Raw genomic sequence first — 23,008 nt, forward strand, 5'->3', positions numbered from 1 at the left:
CCGAAATGTGTGACACGGTGCTTTGGAGGGCCCAGACACTTGGAACCGGCCGTTGGCGGGTAATTAAGTCCAGTGGAGGATGAATCGACGACGTTTCCCAATCGCGGATCGATCTACGGCGCCCACCTTCGGTCCAGTGCGGTGGTGGCAGTGCAGTTCGTCGCGGTCGCCGCGGCGCTGTGGGTGCTGGCGTGGGTAGTGGGAAAGACGTGGGTGATCATCCTGCCCGTGGTGCTTGCGCTGATCGTGTGCACCGTGTTGTGGCCACCTGTGCGCTGGCTACGGCGCAAAGGCGTGCCCCCGGCGGCTGCGGTCATATCGGTTCTTCTGGTGGCCATGGCGGTGCTCGCCGGTGTGGTGGCGGCGGTGGCGCCTGCCGTCGTCGAGCAGTCCGCGGAGTTGGCCGAACAGGCTTCCGCCGGCGTCGTGCAAGTGCGGGACTGGCTGGGCGGTCCACCGCTGGATATCAGTGAGGCACAACTCGATTCAGCCGTCACTGCGATCAACGACCGGCTGAACTCCAGCAGCGCGCAGATTGCATCGGGTGTGTTCACCGGCGTGGGTGCCGCGACGTCGGCACTGGTCACCCTGTTCACCACGATCGTCGTGACGTTCTTCCTGCTCAAGGACGGGCCACGTTTCATCCCCTGGTTACGCGGCGTCATGGGGCGCCCTGCTGCGCCGCACGCTGCGGAGATACTCGAACGCGTCTGGTCGACCCTGGGGGGTTTCATCCGCACCCAGGCGCTGGTCAGCCTCGTAGACGCGGTGATCATCGGGATCGGCCTCGTGATCATGGGAGTGCCGCTGGCGTATGCGCTCGCGATCATCACATTTATCGCCGGGTTCGTCCCGATCGTCGGCGCCTTCGTCGCAGGCGGTCTGGCCGTCCTCATCGCGCTGGTCTCCAACGGACTGGTCGACGCGTTGATCGTGTTGGCGATCATCGTGGCGGTGCAGCAGCTTGAGGGCAACGTGTTGCAACCGTGGCTGCAATCGAAGTCGATGAACCTGCATCCAGTGATCGTTCTGCTCGCAGTGATGTTGGGCGCTGCCGCATTCGGCGTCATCGGTGCGTTTCTCGCGGTGCCGGTTGCCGCCGCGTTGGCGGTCGTCGTCCGTTACTACGGCGAGCAGGTACAGGAGCGGGCAGCCGAAGCTTCGCCTCCCTAACGCGCGAACATCAGCGCGCGCTTGCGCCGCGCGGTCAGGGGAATGGCGTGTTCGACGGATTCGGTTGCTGGTTGCAGCGATTCAGGAAGTCGACTGCGGGTTGCTTAATGCCCTGAAGTTCGGCCCGAACCTGCGGGTTGGCGTCTAGATACGCCTGCACCTGAGGTTGCATTTCCTCCCTCGATTGGCCCTTCAGGGTGGCGAAGAAGTCATTTACGGGAGGGTGGGTGAACAAATAGGTCGACGCCGCTGCGGCAACGCCCGCCCTGACGCCCGCCCAGTCGGCCGGCGAGCAATTCGGCGGCGCCGGTGGCGGCTGAGCGCTTGAAGGCGCGGCGGTTCCGAGAAACATTGCACCGGCCAATGTGACAGCGGCGACGGCACCCACTCCGGCCCGATGCTCAGGACGTCCCGACCACAGCATCATTGCCGACCTCCTCCATGAATGCGGCTACTCCTGCAATCCGAGCGTTAAGGCTTCCTGCACCGTATGAAGGCACGATAGGTCCGCTGACCCCGGCCCGTAAGCATATTCGCCAATGAGGCGTCGGCCCCGAACCTTTCGGGTCACCCGGGGAGAACTCGCCCGACCCGGCGCAGGCTCCTGCACACCGTCATGACGCGGTTGCAACGCCCGCGCTTATTCGAGCCCCCGCAGAGCCTGCGAATCGTAGGATCTCCACGCAGAGGGCAACCGAGAGAAGACACCGATGAAGCCTTGGCTACAACGCAGCGCCGTGTCTGCCGTCGTGTTGGCACTTCTGCCGCTGATTGAACTCGCGTCACCGGCGATGGTTCGCGCCCAACCACCACCGCCGCCGCCTTGCCCGCCGGGCATGTACTGGAATTTCACGACGCTCATCTGCGAATGGCCACTCCCTCCGGCCGTGTACGTCGATCCGTGGTTGCCCGTTTATGTCCCGGACATTGTCGATGTCGACCTCGACCTCGACGTCCCGATTCCTGGCCCTCCAGGTATCGGCCCTCCGGGTATCGGGGCCCCAGGACCTCCAAATGTCGGGCGTCCAGGTCCAGGTCCCCGGCCTATCCCACGCGGTGGCGGTGGCGGTCGGCGACGCTAGAAAGGCTGCTAGCTGCAGCGCTGCGCCTGCAGCCCTGACGGGATCGGGGCGTCGCGTCGGCAAACGATTCCCTTAACGCGCGAACATGAGCGCGCGCTTGACCTCCTGGATGGCCTGCGTGACCTGAATGCCGCGCGGGCAGGATTCGGTGCAGTTGAACGTTGTGCGGCAGCGCCACACACCGTCGACCTCGTTGAGGATGTCGAGCCGTTCGGCGGCGCCCTCGTCGCGGCTGTCGAAGATGAACCGGTGCGCGTTGACGATCGCGGCCGGCCCGAAATAGCTTCCCTCGCTCCAGTACACGGGGCAGCTGGTGGTGCAGCACGCACACAGGATGCACTTGGTGGTGTCGTCGTAGCGGTGACGGTCGGTCTGGCTCTGGATGCGTTCGCGGGTCGGCTCGTTGCCCGACGTCATCAGGTACGGCTTGATCGCACGGTAGGCGTCGAAGAACGGCTCCATGTTCACCACGAGGTCCTTCTCCACGGGCAGGCCGCGGATTGGTTCGATGGTGATGGTGAGCTGCTTGCCCGCCTTTTTCGGAAGCAGGTCGCGCATCAGGACCTTGCACGCCAAGCGGTTTACGCCGTTGATACGCATGGCATCTGAGCCGCACACGCCGTGTGCGCACGAGCGCCGGAACGTCAGAGTGCCGTCCAGATACCACTTCACGTAGTGCAGCAGGTTGAGCAACCGGTCCGACGGCAGGCACGGCACGCGATAGCTCTGCCAGCCCCCTGAATCGGCGAACGTGTCGGGATCCTCCGGGTTGAACCGGGCGATCTTCAGCGTCACCATCACCGCGCCATCCGGCACCGGTGGCAGCTCGGGGTCCTCGGTCGCGACCTCGGGAGCGATAGTCATGTCAGTACTTCCGTTCCATCGGCTCGTAGCGGGTCTGCACCACCGGCTTGTAGTCCAGCCGGACGTCGCTCAACAGATCAGTGCCTTCCTTGTAGGCCATGGTGTGGCGCATGTAGTTGGTGTCGTCACGGTTGGGGTAGTCCTCGCGGGCGTGACCACCGCGGGACTCTTTGCGGTTGAGCGCCCCGACGACGGTGACCTCGGCCAACTCCAGCAGAAAGCCCAGCTCGATCGCTTCGAGCAAATCGCTGTTGTAACGCTTTCCCTTGTCCTGCACGGTGATTCGGGAATAGCGCTCTTTGAGAGCATGGATGTCGGTGAGCGCCTGCTTGAGTGTCTCTTCGGTGCGGAACACCGCGGCGTTGTTGTCCATCGACTGTTGCAGCGCGCCACGGATGTCGGCGACGCGCTCGTTGCCGTGCTCGGAGAGGATGTCGCCGACCCAGCTGACGACCATGCCCGCCGGGTCCGCGGGCAGGTCGACGAACTCGTGGCCGAGCGCGTAGTTGGCGGCCGCGATCCCCGCACGCCTGCCGAATACGTTGATGTCCAACAGCGAGTTGGTGCCCAGCCGGTTGGCGCCGTGCACCGAAACACATGCGCACTCGCCCGCGGCGTACAGGCCCGGCAGGGGAGTGGTGTTGTCGCGCAGCACCTGACCGCTGATCGTCGTCGGGATACCGCCCATGACGTAGTGGCACGTCGGGTACACCGGCACCAGTTCGGTGACGGGGTCGACGCCCAGGTAGGTGCGGGCGAACTCGGTGATGTCGGGCAGCTTGGCCTCGAGCACGTCCGCGCCCAGGTGCCGGACGTCGATGTACACGTAGTCCTTGTTGGGACCGGCGCCGCGGCCTTCGAGCACCTCGAGCACCATTGAGCGGGCCACGATGTCGCGCGGCGCCAGGTCGACGATCGTCGGCGCATAGCGCTCCATGAAGCGCTCGCCGTCACCGTTGAGCAACCGGCCGCCCTCACCGCGCACCGCCTCCGAGATGAGGATGCCGAGACCGGCCAGACCCGTCGGGTGGAATTGATGAAACTCCATGTCCTCCAACGGAAGTCCCTTGCGGAACACGATGCCCAGGCCGTCCCCGGTCAGCGTGTGCGCGTTCGAGGTCGTCTTGTACATGCGGCCCGAGCCGCCGGTCGCGAACACGATCGCCTTGGCGTGGAAGACGTGGATGTCGCCGGTGGCCAGCTCGTAGGCGATGACCCCGGTCGCGACAGGGCCCGATTGCGTCTCGGTGATCGCGATGTCGAGTGCGTAGTACTCGTTGAAGAACTCGACGTCGTGTTTGACACAGTTTTGGTACAGCGTCTGCAGGATCATGTGACCGGTGCGGTCGGCGGCGTAGCACGCCCGGCGGACCGGTGCCTTACCGTGGTCGCGGGTGTGCCCGCCGAACCGCCGCTGGTCGATCCGTCCCTCCGGGGTTCGGTTGAACGGCATGCCCATCTTTTCGAGGTCCAGCACCGCGTCGATGGCTTCCTTGCACATGATCTCGACGGCGTCCTGGTCGGCGAGGTAGTCGCCGCCCTTGACGGTGTCGAAGGTGTGCCACTCCCAGTTGTCCTCTTCGACGTTGGCCAGGGCCGCACACATGCCGCCCTGCGCCGCGCCGGTGTGGCTGCGGGTCGGGTACAGCTTCGTCAGCACTGCCGTGCGCGCTCGAGGACCGGCTTCGACGGCGGCCCGCATACCCGCGCCTCCTGCGCCGACGATCACCACGTCGTAGCGATGTTCTTGAATCATGAGGTGAGCTCCCCGTAAAAGGTCATGCGATGCTCGCGTCGAAGGTGACGAGCACGTAGCTGCCCAACACCAGGGTGAAGCCGGTCGCCAGCAACAGCAGCGAGTTCAAATAGAACTTCGTGGTGTTCTTGCGGGCGTAGTCGCCGATGATCGTGCGCATGCCGTTGGCGCCGTGGATCATCGCCAGCCACAGCAGGGCCATGTCCCAGATCTGCCAGAACGGTGAGGCCCACCGCTGCGCGACGTAGTTGAAGTCGATGCGGTACACCCCGCCGTCCCAGATCAACATGATGAACAGGTGGCCGAGCGCGAGAAAGACAAGGGCGACACCAGAAAATCGCATGAACAGCCAGGCGTACTTCTCGAAGTAGGGGATGCCACGCGGACGCCGCGGCGCCCGAGGATGGTCCAGGCTGGCCGGGCGGTCGTACTCCTTCTCCATCACCGGGGCGATGCGGCCCTCCCTGTGATGCGGCGTCCAGGTTCCTCCCACCGCCCCGCCCGGCGTCCCGTCTGGCGCGCTCACAGGAACCGCTCCACCATGTGCATCCCGATCATGCCCAGGGCGGGAATGAAGACGGCGAGAAAGATGCCGATGACGACCCACAGCATCTGTTTCTGATACCGGGGGCCCTTGGCCCAGAAGTCGATGAGGATCACCCGGATGCCGTTGAGGGCGTGGTACAGGACCGCGACGACGAGGCCGATCTCCATCAGCCCGACGATCGGCGTCTTGTACGTCTCGATGACCTCGTTGTAGGCCTGCGGGCTGACCCGCACGAGCGCGGTGTCGAGCACGTGGACGAACAGGAAGAAGAAGATGGTGGCACCGGTGATGCGGTGCAGCACCCAGGACCACATCCCGGGGTCACCGCGATAGAGGGTGCGTCTACGCGACCGTTCGGATCGCGGAGCAGGCACCTCCGTGCTCGCGGGTGTTGCAGTACTCATCTGGCCTCCAACGCCTTCGATGGACGCTTGGGCTCGGAGCCGCCACGGCGGCCGGACGGTGGCCGTGGCTGCGAACCGCTGCCCAAACCTCGGGGCGACTCTAAACCCACTTGTACTCCCTAACGAACTACCGTTTAGCCGTCGGCGCACGTAAAACGGGAAAAGTTAGGGTTACCTTGGTCACTGGCGTACCGTGGGACGGGAGCTTCGGAATGCATTCAGAATCGATCCAGGCAAGAGCGACATGACATCCGAAATCGACTGGAAAATGCTGCGCCACAAAGCAACTGAGGCGTCCGTTCATGCGTACGCGCCGTATTCGGGCTTCTCCGTCGGGGCTGCCGCGCTGGTCGACGATCACCGGATGGTGTCCGGCTGCAATGTGGAGAATGTCTCATATGGCCTAGGTCTCTGTGCCGAGTGTTCAGTGGTCTGCGCCCTTCATTCCAGCGGGGGCGGAAGGCTCATCGCGCTGTCGTGCGTGGACCGTGCGGGAGAGGTGCTGATGCCATGCGGGCGGTGCCGGCAGGTGTTGCTCGAGCATGGCGGGCCCCGGATGCTGATCGACCATCCGATGGGGCCACGGCCGCTGGGTGAGTTGCTGCCCGACGCGTTCGGACCGCAGGACCTGGCACGGCGCGAGGGACCCCAGGAAGAAGTACCGTAATCCGGTGATGCAGTTCACATTCGACGCTCCGACGATCATCAGGACCAAGCGCGACGGCGGCGTGCTCTCCGACGCGGCGATCGACTGGGTGATCGACGCCTACACCCACGGCCGGGTGGCCGACGCGCAGATGTCGGCGCTGCTGATGGCGATCTTCATCCGCGGTATGACGCGATCGGAGATCACTCGCTGGACGGCGGCGATGGTGGCCTCCGGCGAGCGCATGGACTTTACAGATCTGCGCCGCAATGGAAAGCCATTGGCGTTGGTGGACAAGCACTCCACCGGCGGGGTGGGTGACAAGATCACGATCCCGCTCGTGCCGATCGTGATGGCGTGCGGCGGCGCGGTGCCGCAAGCGGCAGGACGCGGACTCGGACATACCGGCGGCACCCTCGACAAGCTGGAGTCCATCCCCGGGTTCACCCCCGAGTTGCCGAAAGCCCAGATTCGTCAACAACTTTGCGATATCGGCGCCGCGATCTTCGCCGCCGGTGAGTTGGCGCCGGCGGACCGAAAGATCTATGCACTGCGCGACGTCACGGCCACGACCGAATCACTGCCATTGATCGCCAGCTCGGTGATGAGCAAGAAGATCGCCGAGGGGGCCGCGTCGCTGGTGCTCGATTGCAAGGTGGGCTCGGGCGCGTTTCTCAACACCGAGGAGGAGTGCCGAGAACTGGCCCATACGCTCGCCGAGCTGGGCACCGAAGCCGGGCTGGTGACCCGGGTGCTGCTGACCGACATGTCGACGCCGCTGGGGCGTACGGTGGGCAACGCCATCGAGGTCGCCGAGTCTCTGGAGGTGCTGGCCGGCGGAGGCCCGTCAGACATCGTGGAGCTGACGCTGGCGCTGGCAGTGGAGATGCTCGACGCCGCCGGGATCGACGGTGTCGATCCGGCTCAGACGCTGCGGGACGGCACCGCCATGGATCGGTTCCGCAAGCTGGTCGCCGCGCAGGGCGGCGATCCCGGCGCCCTCTCTCCGGACGCGTTGCCCATCGGCGCCTATACCGAGACCGTCACCGCACCGCGTGGTGGCACCATGGAAAGCATCGACGCGATGGCAGTTGGTCTTGCGGTGTGGCGGCTCGGTGCGGGTCGCTCTGTGCCCGGTGAGCGCGTGCAGTCCGGTGCGGGTCTGCGTATCCACCGCCGTCCCGGCGAGCCGGTAGCACCCGGTGAGCCGCTGTTCACGCTGTACACCGAGACGCCGGAGCGTTTCGAAGCCGCGATGGCCGAGCTGGACGGCGGCTGGCGCGTCGGGGACCATGCGCCGCCCGAGCGCCCGCTGATCATCGATCGGATCACGAGCGGAGATTGAAATGGCTGCACTGACGTTGGAGTCGATCCGGCAGGCGCCCAAGGCGCTGCTGCACGACCACCTCGACGGCGGGCTGCGACCGGCCACCGTGCTCGAGCTCGCCGACGCGAACGGCTACAGCGACCTGCCGGCCACCGACGTCGACGGACTTGCCGAGTTCTTCCGCACAGCGGCGCACAGCGGGTCGCTGGTGCGCTATCTGGAGCCTTTCGCACACACCGTCGGAGTGATGCAGACACCCGAGGCCCTGCACCGGGTGGCCTTCGAATGCGTCGAGGACCTTGCCGCCGACAACGTGGTCTACGCCGAGATCCGTTTCGCGCCTGAACTTCACATCGACGCCGGCCTGTCGCTGGACGCGGTCGTCGATGCCGTGTTGGCCGGTTTCGCCGATGGAGAGAAGGCGGCCAGCGCCGAGGGCCGCTCCATTGTGGTGCGATGCCTCGTCACGGCGATGCGGCATCAGGCACGGTCGCTGGAGATCGCCGAGTTGGCCATCCGGTTCCGCGATAAGGGCGTGGTGGGCTTCGACATCGCGGGTGCCGAGGCCGGGTATCCGCCGACGCGACACCTCGACGCGTTCGAGTACATGCGGGGCAACAATGCCCGGTTCACGATTCACGCTGGAGAGGCGTTCGGGCTGCCGTCCATCCACGAGGCGATAGCGTTCTGCGGCGCCGACCGCCTCGGTCACGGGGTGCGGATCGTCGACGACATCACCGAGCGGCCGGACGGGACGGTGGAGTTGGGCAGATTGGCGTCGTTGTTGCGGGACAAGAGGATTCCGTTCGAGATGTGTCCCAGCAGCAACGTGCAGACCGGTGCGGTCGGCAGCATCGGCGAGCACCCGTTCGATCTGCTGGCCCGGCTGCGATTCCGCGTCACCGTCAACACCGACAACCGGTTGATCAGCGACACGACGATGAGTCAGGAGATGCTGCGACTCGTCGAGACGTTCGGTTACGGGTGGAGCGACCTTCAGCGCTTCACCATCAACGCGATGAAGTCGGCTTTCATCTCGTTCGACGAGCGCCTATCCATCATCGACGACGTGATCAAACCGCGTTTCGCGGTCCTGATCGGTTGACTTTCTGCTCGCCGATTACTGCAAGACGGCTCGCAGGGTATCGGCGAACTCCATTGGCGCACCCATGAATCCGCCATGGTCGCCGGGGAACACAACGGGTGCGCTGCCCAGCAGTTCGGCCAGAGCCGTGGAGGTCCGGTGCGTGAGCAGCTTGCCGGAGTCCGCGCCGATACCGACCATCACCCGCGTCGGGCCGGCCGTCAGCGCGCCGACGTCGGGCTCGTAGTAGCACGTCGGGCGCAGGTCGATGTCGAAGAAGCGGGCGGCTTGGCGCTGGCCGTCGGGCGAGGGCTCCGCGTCGGACTGCCGCGCATCGCCGGGTGACACGTCGAATCCGGCATTGACCATGAAGTGTGCCCATCCGGCTTCGAACCCCTCGCGGTGGAAGGTGTCGATGACCGCCTCGGTATTGGCACGCTGCTCGGTCGCGTCGGGCAGCAGCAACAGCGACGGCGGCTCGTGGGCGACCAGGGTGCGGATCCGCCCGGGATGCCGCGCTACGAGCGCCATTCCAGTCACGGCTCCGCCGCTGGATCCGAAGAGGTCGGCCGCCTCTGCGCGCAGGTCGTCGAGGATCGCGTTGACGTCGTCGGCGCGCTGTTCGACGCTGCATGGCGCATCCGGGTTATCGACGGTGCTGGCCGCGTAGCCCCGAGGGTCGTAGGTGACGACAGTGTGGTCGCTCGCCAGCGCGTCGGCCAGCGGGGCGAACTCGGCCGACGCCATCGGGGAGCCGATGACCAGTAGTAATGGTCCGTCGCCGCGGATTTCGTAGTGCAGCAGCGCTCCGGGCACGTCGACGGATCGGGTGGCGATAGGCAGGGTCATACGCGTGCAGACCGTAGGGCGGGCGAAAAGTCATCGCGGCGTACGGTGTCGTTCGTGATCACCGGGGCCCATGTCATCGTCTACAGCAGCGACGCCGAAGCAGACCGCGCGTTCTTCCAGGATGTGTTGCAGTACCCCAGCGTCGACGCCGGCGGGGGTTGGTTGATCTTCAAACTGCCGCCCGCTGAGGTAGCCGTGCACCCAGCCGAGGGCGCAGGTTCGCATGAGTTGTACCTGATGTGCGACGACGTCAACGCAACGGTAAACCACCTCAAGGCCGCGGGCGTGACGTGTGGCCCCATCAGCGACGAGGGCTGGGGCCTGCTCACCAGCATCAGACTCCCCGGTGGCGGTGACCTCGGCCTCTACCAGCCGCGCCACCCGAAAGCGACCGAACTGTAGGCGTATTCGTTCTATTCGGCGCGGAGCCGCGATTCGAGGAAGGCTTCCAGCGACTCCCACTGTGCAACCGCCTTCGCGTACGGGGGTGTCGGTTTCCGGACATTTTCCGGATCCAGCACGTACGAAACGATCTTGCCCAGCGGCTGGTCGGCGTCCAGGGACTCCTCGACCACGGTGTCCTCGGCGTAGTCGCCCACGTCCCTGAGCAATTCGACGGCCAGGTCCAGCTGGTCACGGTCGATCGCGTCGGGTCCTTCGGCGAGATAGTCGACGATCTCGGTGAGTACGTACACGTTCTCGTCGGCGACGTTCACGCGCAGCGACCCATCGTTGGCGGCCGTGCGGATGTCGTCGTATGTGGCCAGGTTTGAAATGTCGTGGTCGTGCTCGTCGGCCAGATACCGCGCCAATGCACGCTCGGATCCGAACACGCTGATGCGGCCGTTGCGACCGAGGAAGACAGGCTGATCGTCGAGGTAGCACCGCAGGGTGTAGTACGTACCGCCGGTGGTCATGATCCGCACCGGGTCGATGCCGACCTTGACCCAGAAGTCGTCGTCGCTGCCGAGCACCGCACCGCCGGCGTGGTCCTCGAGTTCGTCGGTCTCCTCGACGTCGTCCTCGCCGGTCTCGTCGACCTCGTCGACAACCTCCTCCTCGAGTTCGGGAGCGTCCTCGGCCAGTTCCTCGGCAGCCTTCTCAGCAGCCGCGGCGTCGACATCGGGGGTGCTGATGAGCTCGTCGATGGCATCGACGACGTTGTCCCAGCTGCGACCGATCGCCGACTCGATCTCGGCCCACCGCTTGCGGCCGGAGCGGCCTGAGAACGCGTCGACTCCGCCGCCGAGCTGGCTGAGCCCCGGGTTGCCGTTGAAGAACTTGCTGATCGCGGGGAGCTCGCAGACCGATCCGATGGACGATGCGATGGCCAGCGACCGGTGCAACTGCGTCACGGTCTCGTCGCTGGGCTTCTCCGCGGCCAGCTCCGGGACACCGACGACGTCGTACTGCCGCTCCTCGGTGGGGTTCAGCCGGTGCGCGTTTGCCTGAGTGAGCTTTTCCCAGGCGGGATGGTCGGCGAGGTCGTTGTCCTTGTTGGTCCTGACGAACGCGACCAGGTCAGCCACCGTTTCAAAAACATAGAGATCCTCGTCCTTGCCGAGAAACGCCTCCCACTCATCGCCCTCGTCGCGCCACCGCGGCGCCCATAGCGTGTAGAGGTCGCCCTTGGTCAGCCCAAGCCGGATCGGCACGATGTCAGCAGCCATGGCGCACAGAATAGCCACCGCGTTTGAGGGTGAGGCGTTCGCCGTCAGTAGGAACACAGCCGGAACCCGCGTTCGGCCCGATCTGGCTTTCCTGCGCGCGCGTACGATCTCCTGATGCACGGAGCGGTGACAGTCCATATCGAAGCTTCGCCACTGGACATCTGGAAGCTGGTCGCCGATGTCCGCAATACCGGCAAATTTTCGCCGGAGGTGTTCGATTCCGAATGGCTCGACGGAGTGACCGAGCCCGCCCTGGGGGCTCGATTCCGCGGTCATGTCAAGCGCAATGAGATCGGCCCCGTGTACTGGTCGACGTGCCGGGTGACGGCGTGCGAGCCGGGTAGAGAATTCGGTTTTGCCGTGTTGGTCGGCGACCGCGCTGTGAACAACTGGCACTACGCCTTCGCCCCTAGCGGTCGCGGAACCGACGTTACCGAGTCCTTCCGGACCATCGAATCGCCGGTCTTGCGGCCGCTGGAGTTCCTCTTCTACCTCCGCAAGCGACGGAACCTGCGTGATATGCGGACAACGCTCGAACGCATCAAGGCCGTCGTCGAAGCCTGATTTGTTCACGCGGTGGGTTGCCAGACCCCCTGAAAGCCTTGGCCTGCGTTGCCGGTTCGGGGCTTGCAAGAGCGCGAATAGCTCTCGGACACTGGCGGTTTCAGGGCTTCGCTCAGCTGACGTTCAAGGTGACCGTGGCAATCGGGCTGTCGACGGTCCCGTCGTTGACCTTGTAGGTGAAGGAGTCCTCACCGACGTAGTCGGTGTTGGGCTTGTAGGTGAACACGCGTTGGACGCCGTCGAAGAACAGTTCGCCGTGCGTGGTGCCGCTGATCAGCGTTGCGGTCAGGGTGTCGTTGTCGACGTCGGATGATCTGTTTTGCAGGCTGAAGCCGATGAAGCCGTTCTTGGGGAAGGGGATCGTGTCGTTGTTGATCACCGGCGCGTCGTTGACCGGAGTGACGGTGATGTTCACCGTCGTCGACGCCGATTTGTCGATGCCGTCGGAGACTTGGTAGCTGAAGGAGTCGGGGCCGTTGTAATTCAGCGACGGCGTGTAGGTGAACGAGCCATCAGGGTTGATTGCAAGAGTTCCGTGCGTTGGCGCGATCGCATCGGTGATGAGCAGCTGCTGGCCGTTGGCGTCGGTGTCGTTTGTGAGCAGTCCGGGGGCGGGGATGGTCAGCGTGGTGTCCTCGGCGGTGGTGTAGGCGTCGGTGTTGCCCACCGGGGGGGCGTTGTCGGGGTCGTCGACGGGGGTGATGGTGAAGTTCACTGTGATGGGCGCCGAGGTCACGGTGCCGTCGGACACTCGGTAGGTGAAGGAGTCGGTGCCGTTGTAGTTGGCCGTCGGCGTGTAGGTGAAGGCACCGTTCGACAAGACTTCGATCGTGCCATGCGACACCGAGGTGCGGTTGCTGATAGCCAGGGGGCCTTCGGCGTCAAAGTCGTTGGCGAGCAGCCCAGGGGCGGGGATGGTCAGCGTGGTGTCCTCGGCCAGGGTGTAGGAGTCGGAGGTGCCGACGGGGGCGTCGTTGACGGGGTTGACGGTGACGTTCACGGTGGTGACGTTGCTGTTCAGCGTCCCGTCGTTGGCCGTGTAGGTGAATGAGTCTGACCCGGAGTAGTTGGCCGCGGGGGTGTAGGTGAACGATCCGTTGGGGTTGAGCGTGACCGTCCCGTGCAGGGGATCGGCGACCTTCACGGCGGTCAACGGGTTGCCCTCGACATCGGTGTCGTTGCCCAGCACGCCGGCACCGGTGATGACGAGCGGGGTGTCCTCGTTGGTGCTGTACGCGTCGTCGGTCGCGGCTGGGGCGTCGTTGACCGCATTGACTGTGATGGTCACGGTGGCCGTGTCGCTGTCGAGGGTGCCGTCGTTGACCTTGTAGGTGAACGAGTCGGGCCCGTTGTAGTTGGCGGTGGGGCTGTACGTGAACGATCCGTTGGGGTTGAACGTGACGGTTCCGTGGGCGGGGTCGGTGACCTTCACGGCGGTCAACGGGTTGCCGTTGGGGTCGGTGTCGTTGGCCAGCACGCCGGCTCCGGCGATCACCAGCGTGGTGTCCTCGATGGCGGTGTAGGCGTCGTTGGCCGCGGTCGGCGCGACGTTGGCCGCATTGACCGTGATGTTCACGGTGGCGACGTTGCTGTCCAATGCGCCGTCGTTGACCTTGTAGGTGAACGAGTCGGGCCCGTTGTAGTTGGCCGTCGGGGTGTAGGTGAACGATCCGTTGGCGTTGAGCGTGACGGTTCCGTGGGCGGGGTCGGTGACCTTGACGGCGGTCAACGGGTTGTTCTCGGCGTCGGTGTCGTTGCCCAGCACGCCAGATCCGGTGACGACGAGGGCGGTGTCTTCGTTGGTGCTGTACGAGTCGTTGGTCGCGGCTGGGGCGTCGTTGACGGGGTCGACCGTGATGTTGACCGTGGCGACGTTGCTGTCGAGGGCGCCGTCGTTGACCTTGTAGGTGAACGAGTCGGGGCCGTTGTAGTTGGCGGTGGGGCTGTACGTGAACGATCCGTTGGGGTTGAACGTGACCGTCCCATGCGCGGGGTTGCTGACCTTCACGGCGGTCAACGGGTTGTTCTCGGTGTCGGTGTCGTTGCCCAGCACCCCGGGTCCGGTGACGACGAGCGCAGAGTCCTCGCTGGTCGAGTAGGCGTTGTTGACCGCCACCGGTGGGTTGTTGGCGGTCGCAGCCACCGTGACCTCGGTCACCTTTCCGGGTGCACCGACCCTCCCGCCTGCGACGTAAACGCGCTGGCCGTCGGGATGTGCCAATATTCCGACGCTGGACACGCTCGGGGAGCCGGCAATCAGGCTCAGCACCGCGGCGGATCTCGCGATGTCGAACACCTGTACCTGGGCGGCGTTTTGTTCTGCGACGTATAGGAGCGAGCCATCGGGACTGACCGCTAGAGCTACCCGAGTGCTGAAGCCGCCAAGGGGGATGGACGTAATGCCGTTGGTCGGATCGTTGTCGGTGTCGACAAGAGCGTTGGTCGCTGCGTCGATGACGCTCACCGAATGCGAGTTCAGGTTGAGGACGTAGACCCGGTCGCCGCTGACCGCGATCGAAATTGGCGAGGCGCCCACGGTGATGTTCGTGGTGCCGTTGGTCGGGTCGTCGTCGGTGTCGACGACCGTGTTGGTAGTCGTGTCGATCACCGCCACCTGGCCGGGACTGCTCTGGTTGCCGAGCAGCCCGACGTAGACGCGCCGACCGTCGGCGCTCGCCGCCATCGCGCGGGGACCGACCCCGACGGGGATGGTCTGTACCACGGTGTTCGTATAGGGGTTGATCACCTTTACATCGGAAGTGCCCGTCACGTATACACGCTGCCCGTTAGCCGTGTCCACGAATGTCACCCCCAACGCGTCGCCGCTGAACAATGTGGTCCCAGTGACGGTGTTGGTTTCGGTGTTGATTATTGTCACCGTTCCACTGCCGCTTACAGCGAGCCGTCTACCGTCCGGGCTGAGTGCCATGCCGAAAGAACCCCCGTTGACTGGGATGTTCTGGATCACGGTGTTGGTTTCGGTGTCGATCACCGCGACCGAGCTGGGCGAGCGTTGGGCGACGTAGAGGCGTGTGCCGTCGAGGCTGAGCACCATCCCGGCAGGACTTTCACCGGCGAGGTTGATGGTGTCGCTGACGGTGGCCTGGATGACCGTGACCGTGACAGTGGCGGTGGAAGCCCCGTTGAGGGTGTAGGTGAAGGTGTCGGTGCCGTTGAAGTCGGCGTCGGGGGTGTAGGTGACGCCGGTGCCTCCGGCAGTGATGACTGCGGTGCCGTGGGCGGGATCGGTGACGCTTTGCACTTGTTTGGCGCCACCGTCCACGTCGGTGTCGTTGGCCAGCACATTCAGCGTGGTCACTCTGTTCTGAGCGACGGTGGCGATGTCGTTGGCGGCGACTGGGGGGGAGTCGGCCGCGATGACAGTAACCGTGACGGTGGCGGTGGAGCCGCCGTTGAGGGTGTAGCTGAAGGTGTCGGTGCCGCTGAAGTTGGCGTCGGGGGTGTAGGTGATGGAGCTGCCGTCGGCGGCAGGGACTGTCGTGCCATTGGCGGGATCCGTGACCTCTACTACCGTTTTCAGTCCGGCGTCGATGTCGGTGTCGTTGGCCAACACCTGGATGACGGTGCCGGTGCTGTCCTCGGCGACGGTGGCGGCGTCGGGGATCGCGACCGGTGCGTCGTCGACGGCGGTGACGGTGATGGTGACGATGGCTTCGTTGCTGGTGGCGCCGTCGACATCGTTGACCCGGTACGTGAAGCTGTCGGACGTCACCTCGGTGCCGTTGGAGGCGTAGCTGACGGTGCCGTTGGGGTTGACGGTGACACTTCCGGCGGTGGGCTGTCCGGTGATGACGACCGTCGCCGGGTTGATACCGCCGTCGACGTCGGTGTCGTTGGCGGTGAGCGCGATGGTGGTGCTGGCGCCCTCGGCGACGGTTGCCGCGTCGTCCACCGCGACCGGCGGATCGTTGACGGGGATGGCGGTGGTCGAGGACATCAGGACTGTGTGACCCACGCCCGCGGCGACCTGCGTGTAGGTCACTCCGGCCGGGAGCGCCGGGATGTTCTCCCCGCCGGAGTCCGAGAAGTCGCCGCCGACACCGATGACGGTGCCGTCGGAGCGCAACAACACCGTGTAGTTGATGGCGACGTCGACTTGGGTGTAGGCGACCCCGGCTGGCGGCGCCGGGATGTTGAGCAGCCCGCCGAAGGTCTGGCCGATACCCACTGCGGTGCCGTCGGAGCGCAGCAGCACCGTGTTGCCGAAGACGCCGGCGGCCACCTGGGTGTACTTGACCCCGGTCGGCAGTGCCGGGATGTTGATCTGCCCGGAGCTGTTGCTGCCGACGCCCACGGCGGTGCCGTCGGAGCGCAGCAGCACTGTGTGGTAACCGGCGTTGCCACTGCCGCCGGCGGCAACCTGGGTGTATTCGACTCCCGTCGGCAGTTCGGGGATGGCGGGGCCGCCGATGGTGACGGCGGTGCCGTCGGAGCGCAGCAACACCGTGTGAGTCACGCTGGCCGCCACCTGGGTGTAGGTGACGCCGTCGGGCAGCTCCGGGATCGCGGGTCCGCCGAGGGTCACGGCGGTGCCGTCGGAGCGCAGCAACACCGTGTGATCGGCGCCGCCGTCGGAATCGAAGACCTTCGTGTAGGTGACGCCTTCCGGCAGCGGGGGGATGTTCGTCTGACCGTAATAGTTGAAACCGACGGCGACGGCGGTGCCGTCGGAGCGCAGCAACACGGTGTGAAGGCGGCCGGCACCCACCTCGGTATAGGTGACCCCGGCGGGCAGTGCCGGGATGTTGAGCTGACCGGCATTGTTCAGACCGACGGCGGTTACGTTGTTGGCGGTGCCGATGTCTCTGGTGTCGGTGGAACTGGTGCCGTGGGTATCGGTGACAGTGACGGTGACCGGCACGAGGGCGCCGGGATTGGCGGCCGCCCAGGTTGGGTCGGCGACCACCTGGAAGCCGCCGCCGGGCAGTGGGGTCACCGTGACCGGGATGGTGGCATCGGCGGCGGTCACCGTGGTCGATATCGCGTCGCCGTCGATATCACTCGCGGTCACCGACACGACCCAGGTGTTACCGACCCCCGGCGTGGACGTCACTTGCTCGATGACGGGGGCGGCCTCGTTTACGGCGGTGATGGTGACGGCGACGGTGGCGGTGGAGCCGCCGTTGAGGGTGTAGGTGAAGGTGTCGGGGGCGGTGGTGGTGAACGCGTCCGGGTTGGGTGTGTAGGTCAGCGTGGTGTCGGTGAAGGTGACGGTGCCTGCGGTGGGTTGGGTGACCGCGGTGATCTGTTTGGGGCCGGCGTCGGGGTCGGTGTCGTTGGCTAGTACGTCGATGGTGGCGGTGGGGCTGTCTTCGGTGATGGTGGCGGTGTCGTTGACTGCGACCGGGTTGTCGTCGACGGCGATGACGGTGAAGGTGACGGTGGCGGTGGAGCCGCCGTTGAGGGTGTAGGTGAAGGTGTCGGTGCCGTTGAAGTCGGCATCGGGGGTGTAGATGATGGCGGCGCCCTCGCCGATGACGGCAGCAGTGCCGTTGGTGGGCTGGGTGACTGCGGTGATTTCTTTGGGGCCGGCGTCGATGTCGGTGTCGTTGTACAGGGCGTCGAAGATGAAGGCGCTGTCTTCGTCTGTCGTGGGGAAATCCGGATTGGCCACCGGGTTGTCGTCGACTGCGGTGACGGTGACGGTGACGGTGGCGGTCGATTCGCCGTTGAGGGTGTAGGTGAAGGTGTCGGTGCCGTTGAAGTCGGCGTCGGGGGTGTAGGTGACCGTGGTGTCGGTGAAGGTCACCGAGCCGCCGGCGGGGTCGGTGACGCTCTGCACCTTGATGGGTCCGGCATCGGCGTCGGTGTCGTTGGCCAACACCTGGATCAGGGTGGGACCGCTGTCCTCGGCGACGCTGATCGGGCCGTCGTCGATGGCGGTTGGGGTGTCGTCGACGGGGGTGATGGTGATGGTGGCGTTGGTGGTGGAGGTGTGTCCGCCGCCGAAGGACAGACCATCGAGGCCGTGGACGTGCCAGGGGCTGGCTTCGTCGGAGACGGTGTAGCTGAAGCTGTCGGTGCCGGTGTAATTGGCGTTCGGGGTGTAGGTGAACGTGCTGTCCTCGTTGAGCACCACCGAGCCGTGGGCGGGTTGGGTGTAATCGGTCACGGTCAGCACGTCGCCGCCGGGCAGGCCGGCGACCGGGGCACTCACGTCGGCATCAATGTCGTTGGCCAGCACCGCAATATTCACGCCGGTGTCTTCAGAGGTGGTGATCGTATCGAGCACCGCGGTGGGAGACTTATTGAAGAAGCTGCGTTGCAGTTCGCGTTGCACCCACCCGAGCACGATGAACAGCATCATCGGCGGGGCGGGGGTGGCCGGGCCTGGCGAGAAGATTGACGTCAGAAGTGTGTTGATCGCGGTGATGGCGATGTTGGCCAGCGCCGCCGGCGCCCCTGATAGCGCGTCGATCAGATTGGCTGGCTGAGCGGTCAGCGGCGTGGGGGCTGGGGTGAGCGGCCCGGCGGTGGTGAACATCTGCGGTGCTGCGGGGTCTTCGACGGTCAACGTGCTCATCGTGCGGGCGCTGGGCTGCCCGACGCTGAACTGCCCGGCGTCCGCGTCACTGCCTTGGTCGGTGGGGCCGGTGGGATCCCCGATCAGGGTGCGGCCGTTGGTGTCGGCGGGTGGGAGTAGGTCGTCGGTCGGCGGCTCGGGTGTCACGACCGCGGTGTCGATAGCCGCGGCCGGCGGAGGGGTCTCCGCCTGCGTTACTGGCGTCTGGGGGGTTTGCACGATCGGGGTCGGGGTGGTGGCGCCCTGCTCGGCGTCCTCGCCTGGATCGGCGTCCTCGTCGCGGTCGGAGTCTTCGTCCAGACCGGATAGGTGCGCGCCGCCGGTGTTGGAGAAGTTCATCTCCGGCACTGTGGGCCCGGTGCCGGTCGTGGGGCCCTGTGCCGGCGCGCTGTCCGGAGTGGTCTGCGGCACAGCGGTATTGATGACGGTGTCGGCGGGACCGGACGGATCGTTTGATGGGGCATCGGCAGAGTCATTGGCAGTGTCTGGCGCGTTGTCCGAGGATTGCGTACCGTCCTCGGCCCATGCCACCGCTGGGCTGCCGATGCCGAATCCGGTCGCCGCTGCGACCCCGACACCCAACGCCACGGCCAACGCACCAACCCGACCGATATACATCGCATGACCCATGTCAGCATCCCTGACGACCCAGAGGTCGCCGCGAAACCAGGGTCGATGAGGTTTCGGTCGGTGCCAGCCCGATCGCGTCGCCAGTAAAGGAGACAGCAAATTAACTGTGCCGTCAAAGCCTAGCCGAAACCCGCGTCCTTCGGGGCAAGATTGGCCTTGGCGCCGTCTTCGCGACCTCGCCGAGGCACTCGCACGCGGCGGGGCCAGTCATCGCGGCCACGCCGCCGGTAGCAAGACGATGCCCTGGACGCGTCGTCACGCCGTCGGCCGCCAGAAGCCCTGGAAGCCCTGACCGGCATTCGTGGCCCGGATCGGCGACAGTTGCACCGGGTCGCCGGCCTCGACCATCTGGCCGTTGCCGACGATCATCGCGACATGGCCATCCCACACGGCGAGGTCGCCCGGCCGCAAATTGCCTGCCGCGACAGGCGCTCCCACGTCTTGCTCCTGTGCCAGTCGCGGAAGACTCAGTCCCGCTTCGGAATACGCCCACTGGGTGAGTCCGCTGCAGTCCAAACCGATTCCCGGCGTCGTGCCGCCCCAGTCGTACGGCACTCCCAGCTGCGTCAGAGCATGGCGGACAGCGCTGGCCGCCGTCGCATTCGGCGCCGTGGCGGTGCTGCCATCGGGGAGCCGGATCGCGACGCCGTCGCCGAAGACACCGGCTTCCGGTAACGATGCCGGCGGATCCGGCTTGAACAGCGAAGCCAGATCACCGAAACCCGAACCCGAGGTGTCACCGGACAAGGGGCTCATCGGCGCAGCTCCGCCCATTCCCGAGCCCATCGACGGCATTGCCGACCCGATCCCGGACGGTGCCGTTGATGCCGCTGGCGGAGCCGACGGGCGGGCCAGTGCCGAGGCGTGCTCGTCCAGCTCGGCCTGAAGTTCCTCGACCACTGAGAGGGCGTCGGCGAGCGACCGCTGCGCCTCGGCCCGCAGCGCCGCGACGACCTCGGGTGAATCCAGGAACGGCTCCAGGGCTGCGGCGCGCGATTCGAAGTCCTCGATGATGTCGCGCAGCCGCTCATGCGCGCGTGTCACTGCGGCCCCGGCGGTGCTTGCCACCGCATTCATCCGGTCGGCACGATCGGCCAAGCTGTCGATGGCCGACTGCGTCCTCGCCATGAAGGCAGCTGCCCCGTCGGCGCCCGCCCCGGTCCATTCGGTCTGACGCCACGACCGTCTGGTCGCCGCCGATATGTCGGAAAGCGCGTCTCGCGCCCGGGCCAGTGCCGCGACTGGCTCGGCAGCAGTATCTCCGGACCATCCCGGACCGACCATCGACTGCACCGCTCGCAGTGGTGCCGTCAGCGCAGCGACCAGAGCGCCGGTCATGGTCAGGCGTCCGCGATGCGGGTGCCCGCGGTGCTGTCGGCCGAGTCGTAAGCGGACGCAACGGCGTACGCCGCGGCATCCGACGCCCACAGTCGCTCGCTGAGTGTGGCGGCCGCGCGGGATCCGTCGGCCACGGCCTCGGTCAGGGCGGACAGGAAGCCGGCGCCGACGGGTCCCAGAGACCGTCCGGATGCCGCAATCGGCAGCGAAGACAGCGTGGCGGCAACGTCGGCGAGGTCGTCGGCGTGAGCTGAGTTGGCGGATCCCAGCGCACGTATCGCATCGGTATCGGCGAACATGCGCTTATGACGGCCTCCGGGCCCGATCGGTTCCACTAATGTGCGCGCATGGACGTTCGTGTCATCGACCATCCGCTCGCCGCGGCGAGGCTGACCACGCTGCGCGACGCCAATACCGACAACGCGGCGTTCCGGGCGGCGCTGCGCGACCTCACCCTGATGTTGGTCTACGAGGCCACCCGTGACTCCGCCACCGAAACCGTCACGGTCCGCACCCCGCTCGCGGAGACCACCGGGCACCGGCTGGCCAATCCGCCGCTGCTCGTCCCCGTCCTGCGAGCCGGCCTCGGCATGGTCGACCAGGCACACGCGTTGATCCCGGAGGCGCGTGTCGGCTTCGTCGGCGTCGCTCGCGACGAGACAACACACCAACCCACACCGTATTTGGAGTCGCTGCCCGACGATCTGAGCACCCAACCTGTCATCGTGCTAGACCCGATGCTGGCCACCGGTGGTTCGATGGCCCACACGATCAAACTGCTACAGGCCCGCAATGTGGTTGATGTGACGGCCATCTGCGTCGTGGTCGCACCCGAGGGCCTCGCGGCGCTGGAAAGCGTGGCCCCGGATCTGCGTCTGTTCACCGCGACGATCGACGAACGACTCAACGACATCGCCTATATCGTTCCCGGCCTCGGCGACGCGGGGGACCGACAGTTCGGGCCGCGTTAGCCGCCTACGGGCTGCGCGCCGAACCGTGAGGATTAGCGGAAAGCCTTTACCGTCGGTCACTAAACAATTGGCTATAAAGTCGTAATCTTTCCCACGTTTGGGAATTCTGACCCAGCGCTGCGGCATCTCGAATTTCGTGCTATTTCGCTTTGCTAAAAATCCGTTATGACGTCTCTTGCGGTAGCTGCGTCATGCTGGACCCGCTATGAGGACATGTTTGCGTGACAGCCGTACTGCTTGGCCGCGGCTGACATCGGTTGCGGCGATAGCATGCGGTCAAGCGGCGATAAATCGAAACTGCCAGTAACCAATGGCAATATTCTTGCACGTAAATAAGGGATTGCCGCGAGGCTTTCCTGGCGCATCGGTATTGCATCGATTTCCTGGCCTGGCTAACCTTGGTCCGCGCGTGAGGTGCTGAGGGGTGTCACCCACGGCGTCCCGGCGGTCGAGTTGAGTTCGTCACAGCGCAGTGCGGCAAGACTGGCTAACTGTTAGCCTCCGCGCATAGCAATGAATTTGTCTGACTCGCAGTTTCTGTTCAGAAACGAGACGCGGTAACGGCGTAGCCAGCTAGTGACTAAATCGGTAGGGGAATGCGTTGCTGAAAGTGTGCAGATGCGTCGATTTTGCACAGGGCGCCGGCGTAGTGGTCGACCGTGTCGCGGTCGCGCCGTGAGTGCCGAGATGGAGCTCATGACCATGTTCAACAGCGAACTCGTCGACATCGTCTGTATCGGATCGGGCAGTGCCGGCCTGGCTGCGGCCATCGCGGCGGCGGATGAGGGCCTATCCGTGTTCGTGGCGGAGCCGCGTCGACGGTTGTCGCAGGCGGTCGACGCCGACGCCGAATCGTGGGTCACCGTGATCCAGCGGCATTGGGGCGTCGAGGAGTTCGACGGACCGACGGCCGGCTACCTCCATGAGCTCACCCATGACCTGGGATCGCCACGCCGATCACATGCGCAGGGTCACCTGCCGATCGGTTCCGTCGAATCGTTCGAGGATGCGAGCATCGACCGGTATGGGGCCGTCCCGCCGTTCCGTGGCAGCGAGATGGGGCTGTGGGCGCGCGACTGCCTGACTTCGCCGTACGGCCTTATTTTCAGCCGGTTGTCACCGCTTTCGATGTCCGAGGTGCGGATGCAGGACGGCACGATGATCAGAGCCCGTGCCATCGCGGAGATCCCGCCGTCTCGCCGATCTGGGATGACGCTTCGTCATTGGTTGCGAGACATGGCAAAGGAGCGAGGGGTCAGGATCCACGGGTCGAGCGCCATCCAGCGTCTGCTCTTCAGCGAGGGCCAGCCCGTCGGCGCCGTGCTCGAGACCCCTGACGGCATCCGCCACGTCCGGGCAAGCAGCGGTGTGCTGCTCGGCACCAGTAACTCGATGGCCGACGACCTGCTCGTCAGGCACCCGGAGTCTGTCCTGCGCGATGGCCGGCTGTCCCTGGTGAGCAGGAACGCAAGTCGATTCGCCCGATTGGAACTGCTGACCACCGCGGAGAGTATGAGTCTCTGCGCACAGCAGAGTCAGCTGGCGTGACCTGACCAGCG

The 23,008-nt window shown here is 65.6% G+C and carries 18 protein-coding genes; 8 read left to right on the plus strand and 10 right to left on the minus strand.

The genetic code is table 11. The features are described 5' to 3' along the window. The first annotated feature begins 72 nt into the window (after window positions 1–72). Window positions 73–1,173: an AI-2E family transporter gene (locus BST47_RS07895; protein ID WP_083124930.1), complete on the plus strand. Its 1,101-nt coding sequence runs from the start codon at window positions 73–75 to the stop codon at window positions 1,171–1,173. A gap of 34 nt (window positions 1,174–1,207) precedes the next feature. Here the strand turns inward: BST47_RS07895 and BST47_RS07900 are convergent, their stop codons facing one another. From BST47_RS07900 to sdhC, 5 genes are all read right to left on the minus strand, one after another. After that, window positions 1,208–1,600 (minus strand): heme-binding protein, encoded by a 393-nt coding sequence (locus BST47_RS07900; protein ID WP_083124931.1) that lies wholly within the window; start codon window positions 1,598–1,600, stop codon window positions 1,208–1,210. Window positions 1,601–2,327: 727 nt separating this feature from the next. After that, window positions 2,328–3,119: a succinate dehydrogenase iron-sulfur subunit gene (locus tag BST47_RS07910; RefSeq protein WP_083124933.1), complete on the minus strand. Its 792-nt coding sequence runs from the start codon at window positions 3,117–3,119 to the stop codon at window positions 2,328–2,330. 1 nt (window position 3,120) lies between these two features. Then, the gene (sdhA, locus tag BST47_RS07915) at window positions 3,121–4,875 is read right to left on the minus strand and encodes a succinate dehydrogenase flavoprotein subunit (protein ID WP_083124934.1); all 1,755 of its coding nucleotides are present in this window, start codon (window positions 4,873–4,875) and stop codon (window positions 3,121–3,123) included. 22 nt (window positions 4,876–4,897) lie between these two features. Then, window positions 4,898–5,317 carry a succinate dehydrogenase hydrophobic membrane anchor subunit gene (locus tag BST47_RS07920; RefSeq protein ID WP_083124935.1) on the minus strand — a complete coding sequence of 140 codons (420 nt, stop codon included), beginning with the start codon at window positions 5,315–5,317 and terminating at the stop codon, window positions 4,898–4,900. 80 nt (window positions 5,318–5,397) lie between these two features. After that, window positions 5,398–5,826 carry a succinate dehydrogenase, cytochrome b556 subunit gene (sdhC, locus tag BST47_RS07925; RefSeq protein ID WP_083124936.1) on the minus strand — a complete coding sequence of 143 codons (429 nt, stop codon included), beginning with the start codon at window positions 5,824–5,826 and terminating at the stop codon, window positions 5,398–5,400. Between the two features lie 244 nt (window positions 5,827–6,070). On the opposite strand from sdhC, the gene BST47_RS07930 reads away from it, so the two are divergent. From BST47_RS07930 to BST47_RS07940, 3 genes are read left to right on the plus strand one after another with little or no spacing between them, the layout of a single operon-like run. Next, complete coding sequence (locus BST47_RS07930; protein ID WP_083124937.1) at window positions 6,071–6,493, plus strand: cytidine deaminase; 423 nt, start codon at window positions 6,071–6,073, stop codon at window positions 6,491–6,493. 7 nt (window positions 6,494–6,500) lie between these two features. Next, the gene (locus tag BST47_RS07935) at window positions 6,501–7,817 is read left to right on the plus strand and encodes a thymidine phosphorylase (protein ID WP_083124938.1); all 1,317 of its coding nucleotides are present in this window, start codon (window positions 6,501–6,503) and stop codon (window positions 7,815–7,817) included. A gap of 1 nt (window position 7,818) precedes the next feature. Next, window positions 7,819–8,904: an adenosine deaminase gene (locus BST47_RS07940; protein WP_083124939.1), complete on the plus strand. Its 1,086-nt coding sequence runs from the start codon at window positions 7,819–7,821 to the stop codon at window positions 8,902–8,904. A 15-nt stretch (window positions 8,905–8,919) separates the two neighbouring features. On the opposite strand, the gene BST47_RS07945 is transcribed toward BST47_RS07940, so the two are convergent. After that, window positions 8,920–9,732, minus strand: coding sequence for an alpha/beta fold hydrolase (locus BST47_RS07945; protein WP_083124940.1), 813 nt, complete (start codon window positions 9,730–9,732; stop codon window positions 8,920–8,922). A 54-nt stretch (window positions 9,733–9,786) separates the two neighbouring features. Between BST47_RS07945 and BST47_RS07950 the strand changes: the two genes are divergently transcribed. Further along, window positions 9,787–10,134, plus strand: coding sequence for a VOC family protein (locus BST47_RS07950; RefSeq protein WP_083125130.1), 348 nt, complete (start codon window positions 9,787–9,789; stop codon window positions 10,132–10,134). An 11-nt stretch (window positions 10,135–10,145) separates the two neighbouring features. On the opposite strand, the gene satS is transcribed toward BST47_RS07950, so the two are convergent. Further along, window positions 10,146–11,402 (minus strand): protein export chaperone SatS, encoded by a 1,257-nt coding sequence (satS, locus tag BST47_RS07955; RefSeq protein WP_083124941.1) that lies wholly within the window; start codon window positions 11,400–11,402, stop codon window positions 10,146–10,148. Between the two features lie 114 nt (window positions 11,403–11,516). Between satS and BST47_RS07960 the strand changes: the two genes are divergently transcribed. Beyond that, complete coding sequence (locus tag BST47_RS07960; protein WP_083124942.1) at window positions 11,517–11,966, plus strand: SRPBCC family protein; 450 nt, start codon at window positions 11,517–11,519, stop codon at window positions 11,964–11,966. 112 nt (window positions 11,967–12,078) lie between these two features. On the opposite strand, the gene BST47_RS07965 is transcribed toward BST47_RS07960, so the two are convergent. The 3 genes from BST47_RS07965 to BST47_RS07975 all read right to left on the minus strand — a co-directional run bounded on the left by BST47_RS07965 (window position 12,079) and on the right by BST47_RS07975 (window position 20,777). Next, on the minus strand, window positions 12,079–19,140 hold the full coding sequence (locus tag BST47_RS07965; protein ID WP_083124943.1) for an Ig-like domain-containing protein: 7,062 nt from the start codon (window positions 19,138–19,140) through the stop codon (window positions 12,079–12,081). A 255-nt stretch (window positions 19,141–19,395) separates the two neighbouring features. Beyond that, on the minus strand, window positions 19,396–20,478 hold the full coding sequence (locus tag BST47_RS07970) for a C40 family peptidase (RefSeq protein WP_083124944.1): 1,083 nt from the start codon (window positions 20,476–20,478) through the stop codon (window positions 19,396–19,398). Window positions 20,479–20,480: 2 nt separating this feature from the next. Beyond that, on the minus strand, window positions 20,481–20,777 hold the full coding sequence (locus tag BST47_RS07975; RefSeq protein ID WP_083125131.1) for a hypothetical protein: 297 nt from the start codon (window positions 20,775–20,777) through the stop codon (window positions 20,481–20,483). Window positions 20,778–20,825: 48 nt separating this feature from the next. Between BST47_RS07975 and upp the strand changes: the two genes are divergently transcribed. Beyond that, window positions 20,826–21,449, plus strand: coding sequence for a uracil phosphoribosyltransferase (upp, locus tag BST47_RS07980; RefSeq protein WP_083124945.1), 624 nt, complete (start codon window positions 20,826–20,828; stop codon window positions 21,447–21,449). A gap of 675 nt (window positions 21,450–22,124) precedes the next feature. Continuing rightward, window positions 22,125–22,997, plus strand: a complete 873-nt coding sequence (locus BST47_RS07985) for an FAD-binding protein (RefSeq protein ID WP_234809613.1) — start codon at window positions 22,125–22,127, stop codon at window positions 22,995–22,997. Window positions 22,998–23,008: the final 11 nt, after the last annotated feature.

It is taken from the genome of Mycolicibacterium tusciae, from assembly GCF_002086795.1.
In the GTDB taxonomy this organism is placed as follows: Bacteria; Actinomycetota; Actinomycetes; order Mycobacteriales; family Mycobacteriaceae; genus Mycobacterium; species Mycobacterium tusciae.

What these genes read in the sequence shown, in the direction of transcription:
- BST47_RS07900 (WP_083124931.1), bottom strand. Translation starts at nt 1,600, where the DNA reads ATGATGCTGTGGTCGGGACGTCCTGAGCATCGGGCCGGAGTGGGTGCC.
- upp (WP_083124945.1), top strand. Translation starts at nt 20,826, where the DNA reads ATGGACGTTCGTGTCATCGACCATCCGCTCGCCGCGGCGAGGCTGACC.
- BST47_RS07960 (WP_083124942.1), top strand. Translation starts at nt 11,517, where the DNA reads ATGCACGGAGCGGTGACAGTCCATATCGAAGCTTCGCCACTGGACATC.
- BST47_RS07970 (WP_083124944.1), bottom strand. Translation starts at nt 20,478, where the DNA reads ATGACCGGCGCTCTGGTCGCTGCGCTGACGGCACCACTGCGAGCGGTG.
- BST47_RS07920 (WP_083124935.1), bottom strand. Translation starts at nt 5,317, where the DNA reads ATGGAGAAGGAGTACGACCGCCCGGCCAGCCTGGACCATCCTCGGGCG.
- BST47_RS07935 (WP_083124938.1), top strand. Translation starts at nt 6,501, where the DNA reads ATGCAGTTCACATTCGACGCTCCGACGATCATCAGGACCAAGCGCGAC.
- satS (WP_083124941.1), bottom strand. Translation starts at nt 11,402, where the DNA reads ATGGCTGCTGACATCGTGCCGATCCGGCTTGGGCTGACCAAGGGCGAC.
- sdhC (WP_083124936.1), bottom strand. Translation starts at nt 5,826, where the DNA reads ATGAGTACTGCAACACCCGCGAGCACGGAGGTGCCTGCTCCGCGATCC.
- BST47_RS07945 (WP_083124940.1), bottom strand. Translation starts at nt 9,732, where the DNA reads ATGACCCTGCCTATCGCCACCCGATCCGTCGACGTGCCCGGAGCGCTG.
- BST47_RS07930 (WP_083124937.1), top strand. Translation starts at nt 6,071, where the DNA reads ATGACATCCGAAATCGACTGGAAAATGCTGCGCCACAAAGCAACTGAG.
- sdhA (WP_083124934.1), bottom strand. Translation starts at nt 4,875, where the DNA reads ATGATTCAAGAACATCGCTACGACGTGGTGATCGTCGGCGCAGGAGGC.
- BST47_RS07910 (WP_083124933.1), bottom strand. Translation starts at nt 3,119, where the DNA reads ATGACTATCGCTCCCGAGGTCGCGACCGAGGACCCCGAGCTGCCACCG.
- BST47_RS07975 (WP_083125131.1), bottom strand. Translation starts at nt 20,777, where the DNA reads ATGTTCGCCGATACCGATGCGATACGTGCGCTGGGATCCGCCAACTCA.
- BST47_RS07940 (WP_083124939.1), top strand. Translation starts at nt 7,819, where the DNA reads ATGGCTGCACTGACGTTGGAGTCGATCCGGCAGGCGCCCAAGGCGCTG.
- BST47_RS07965 (WP_083124943.1), bottom strand. Translation starts at nt 19,140, where the DNA reads ATGGGTCATGCGATGTATATCGGTCGGGTTGGTGCGTTGGCCGTGGCG.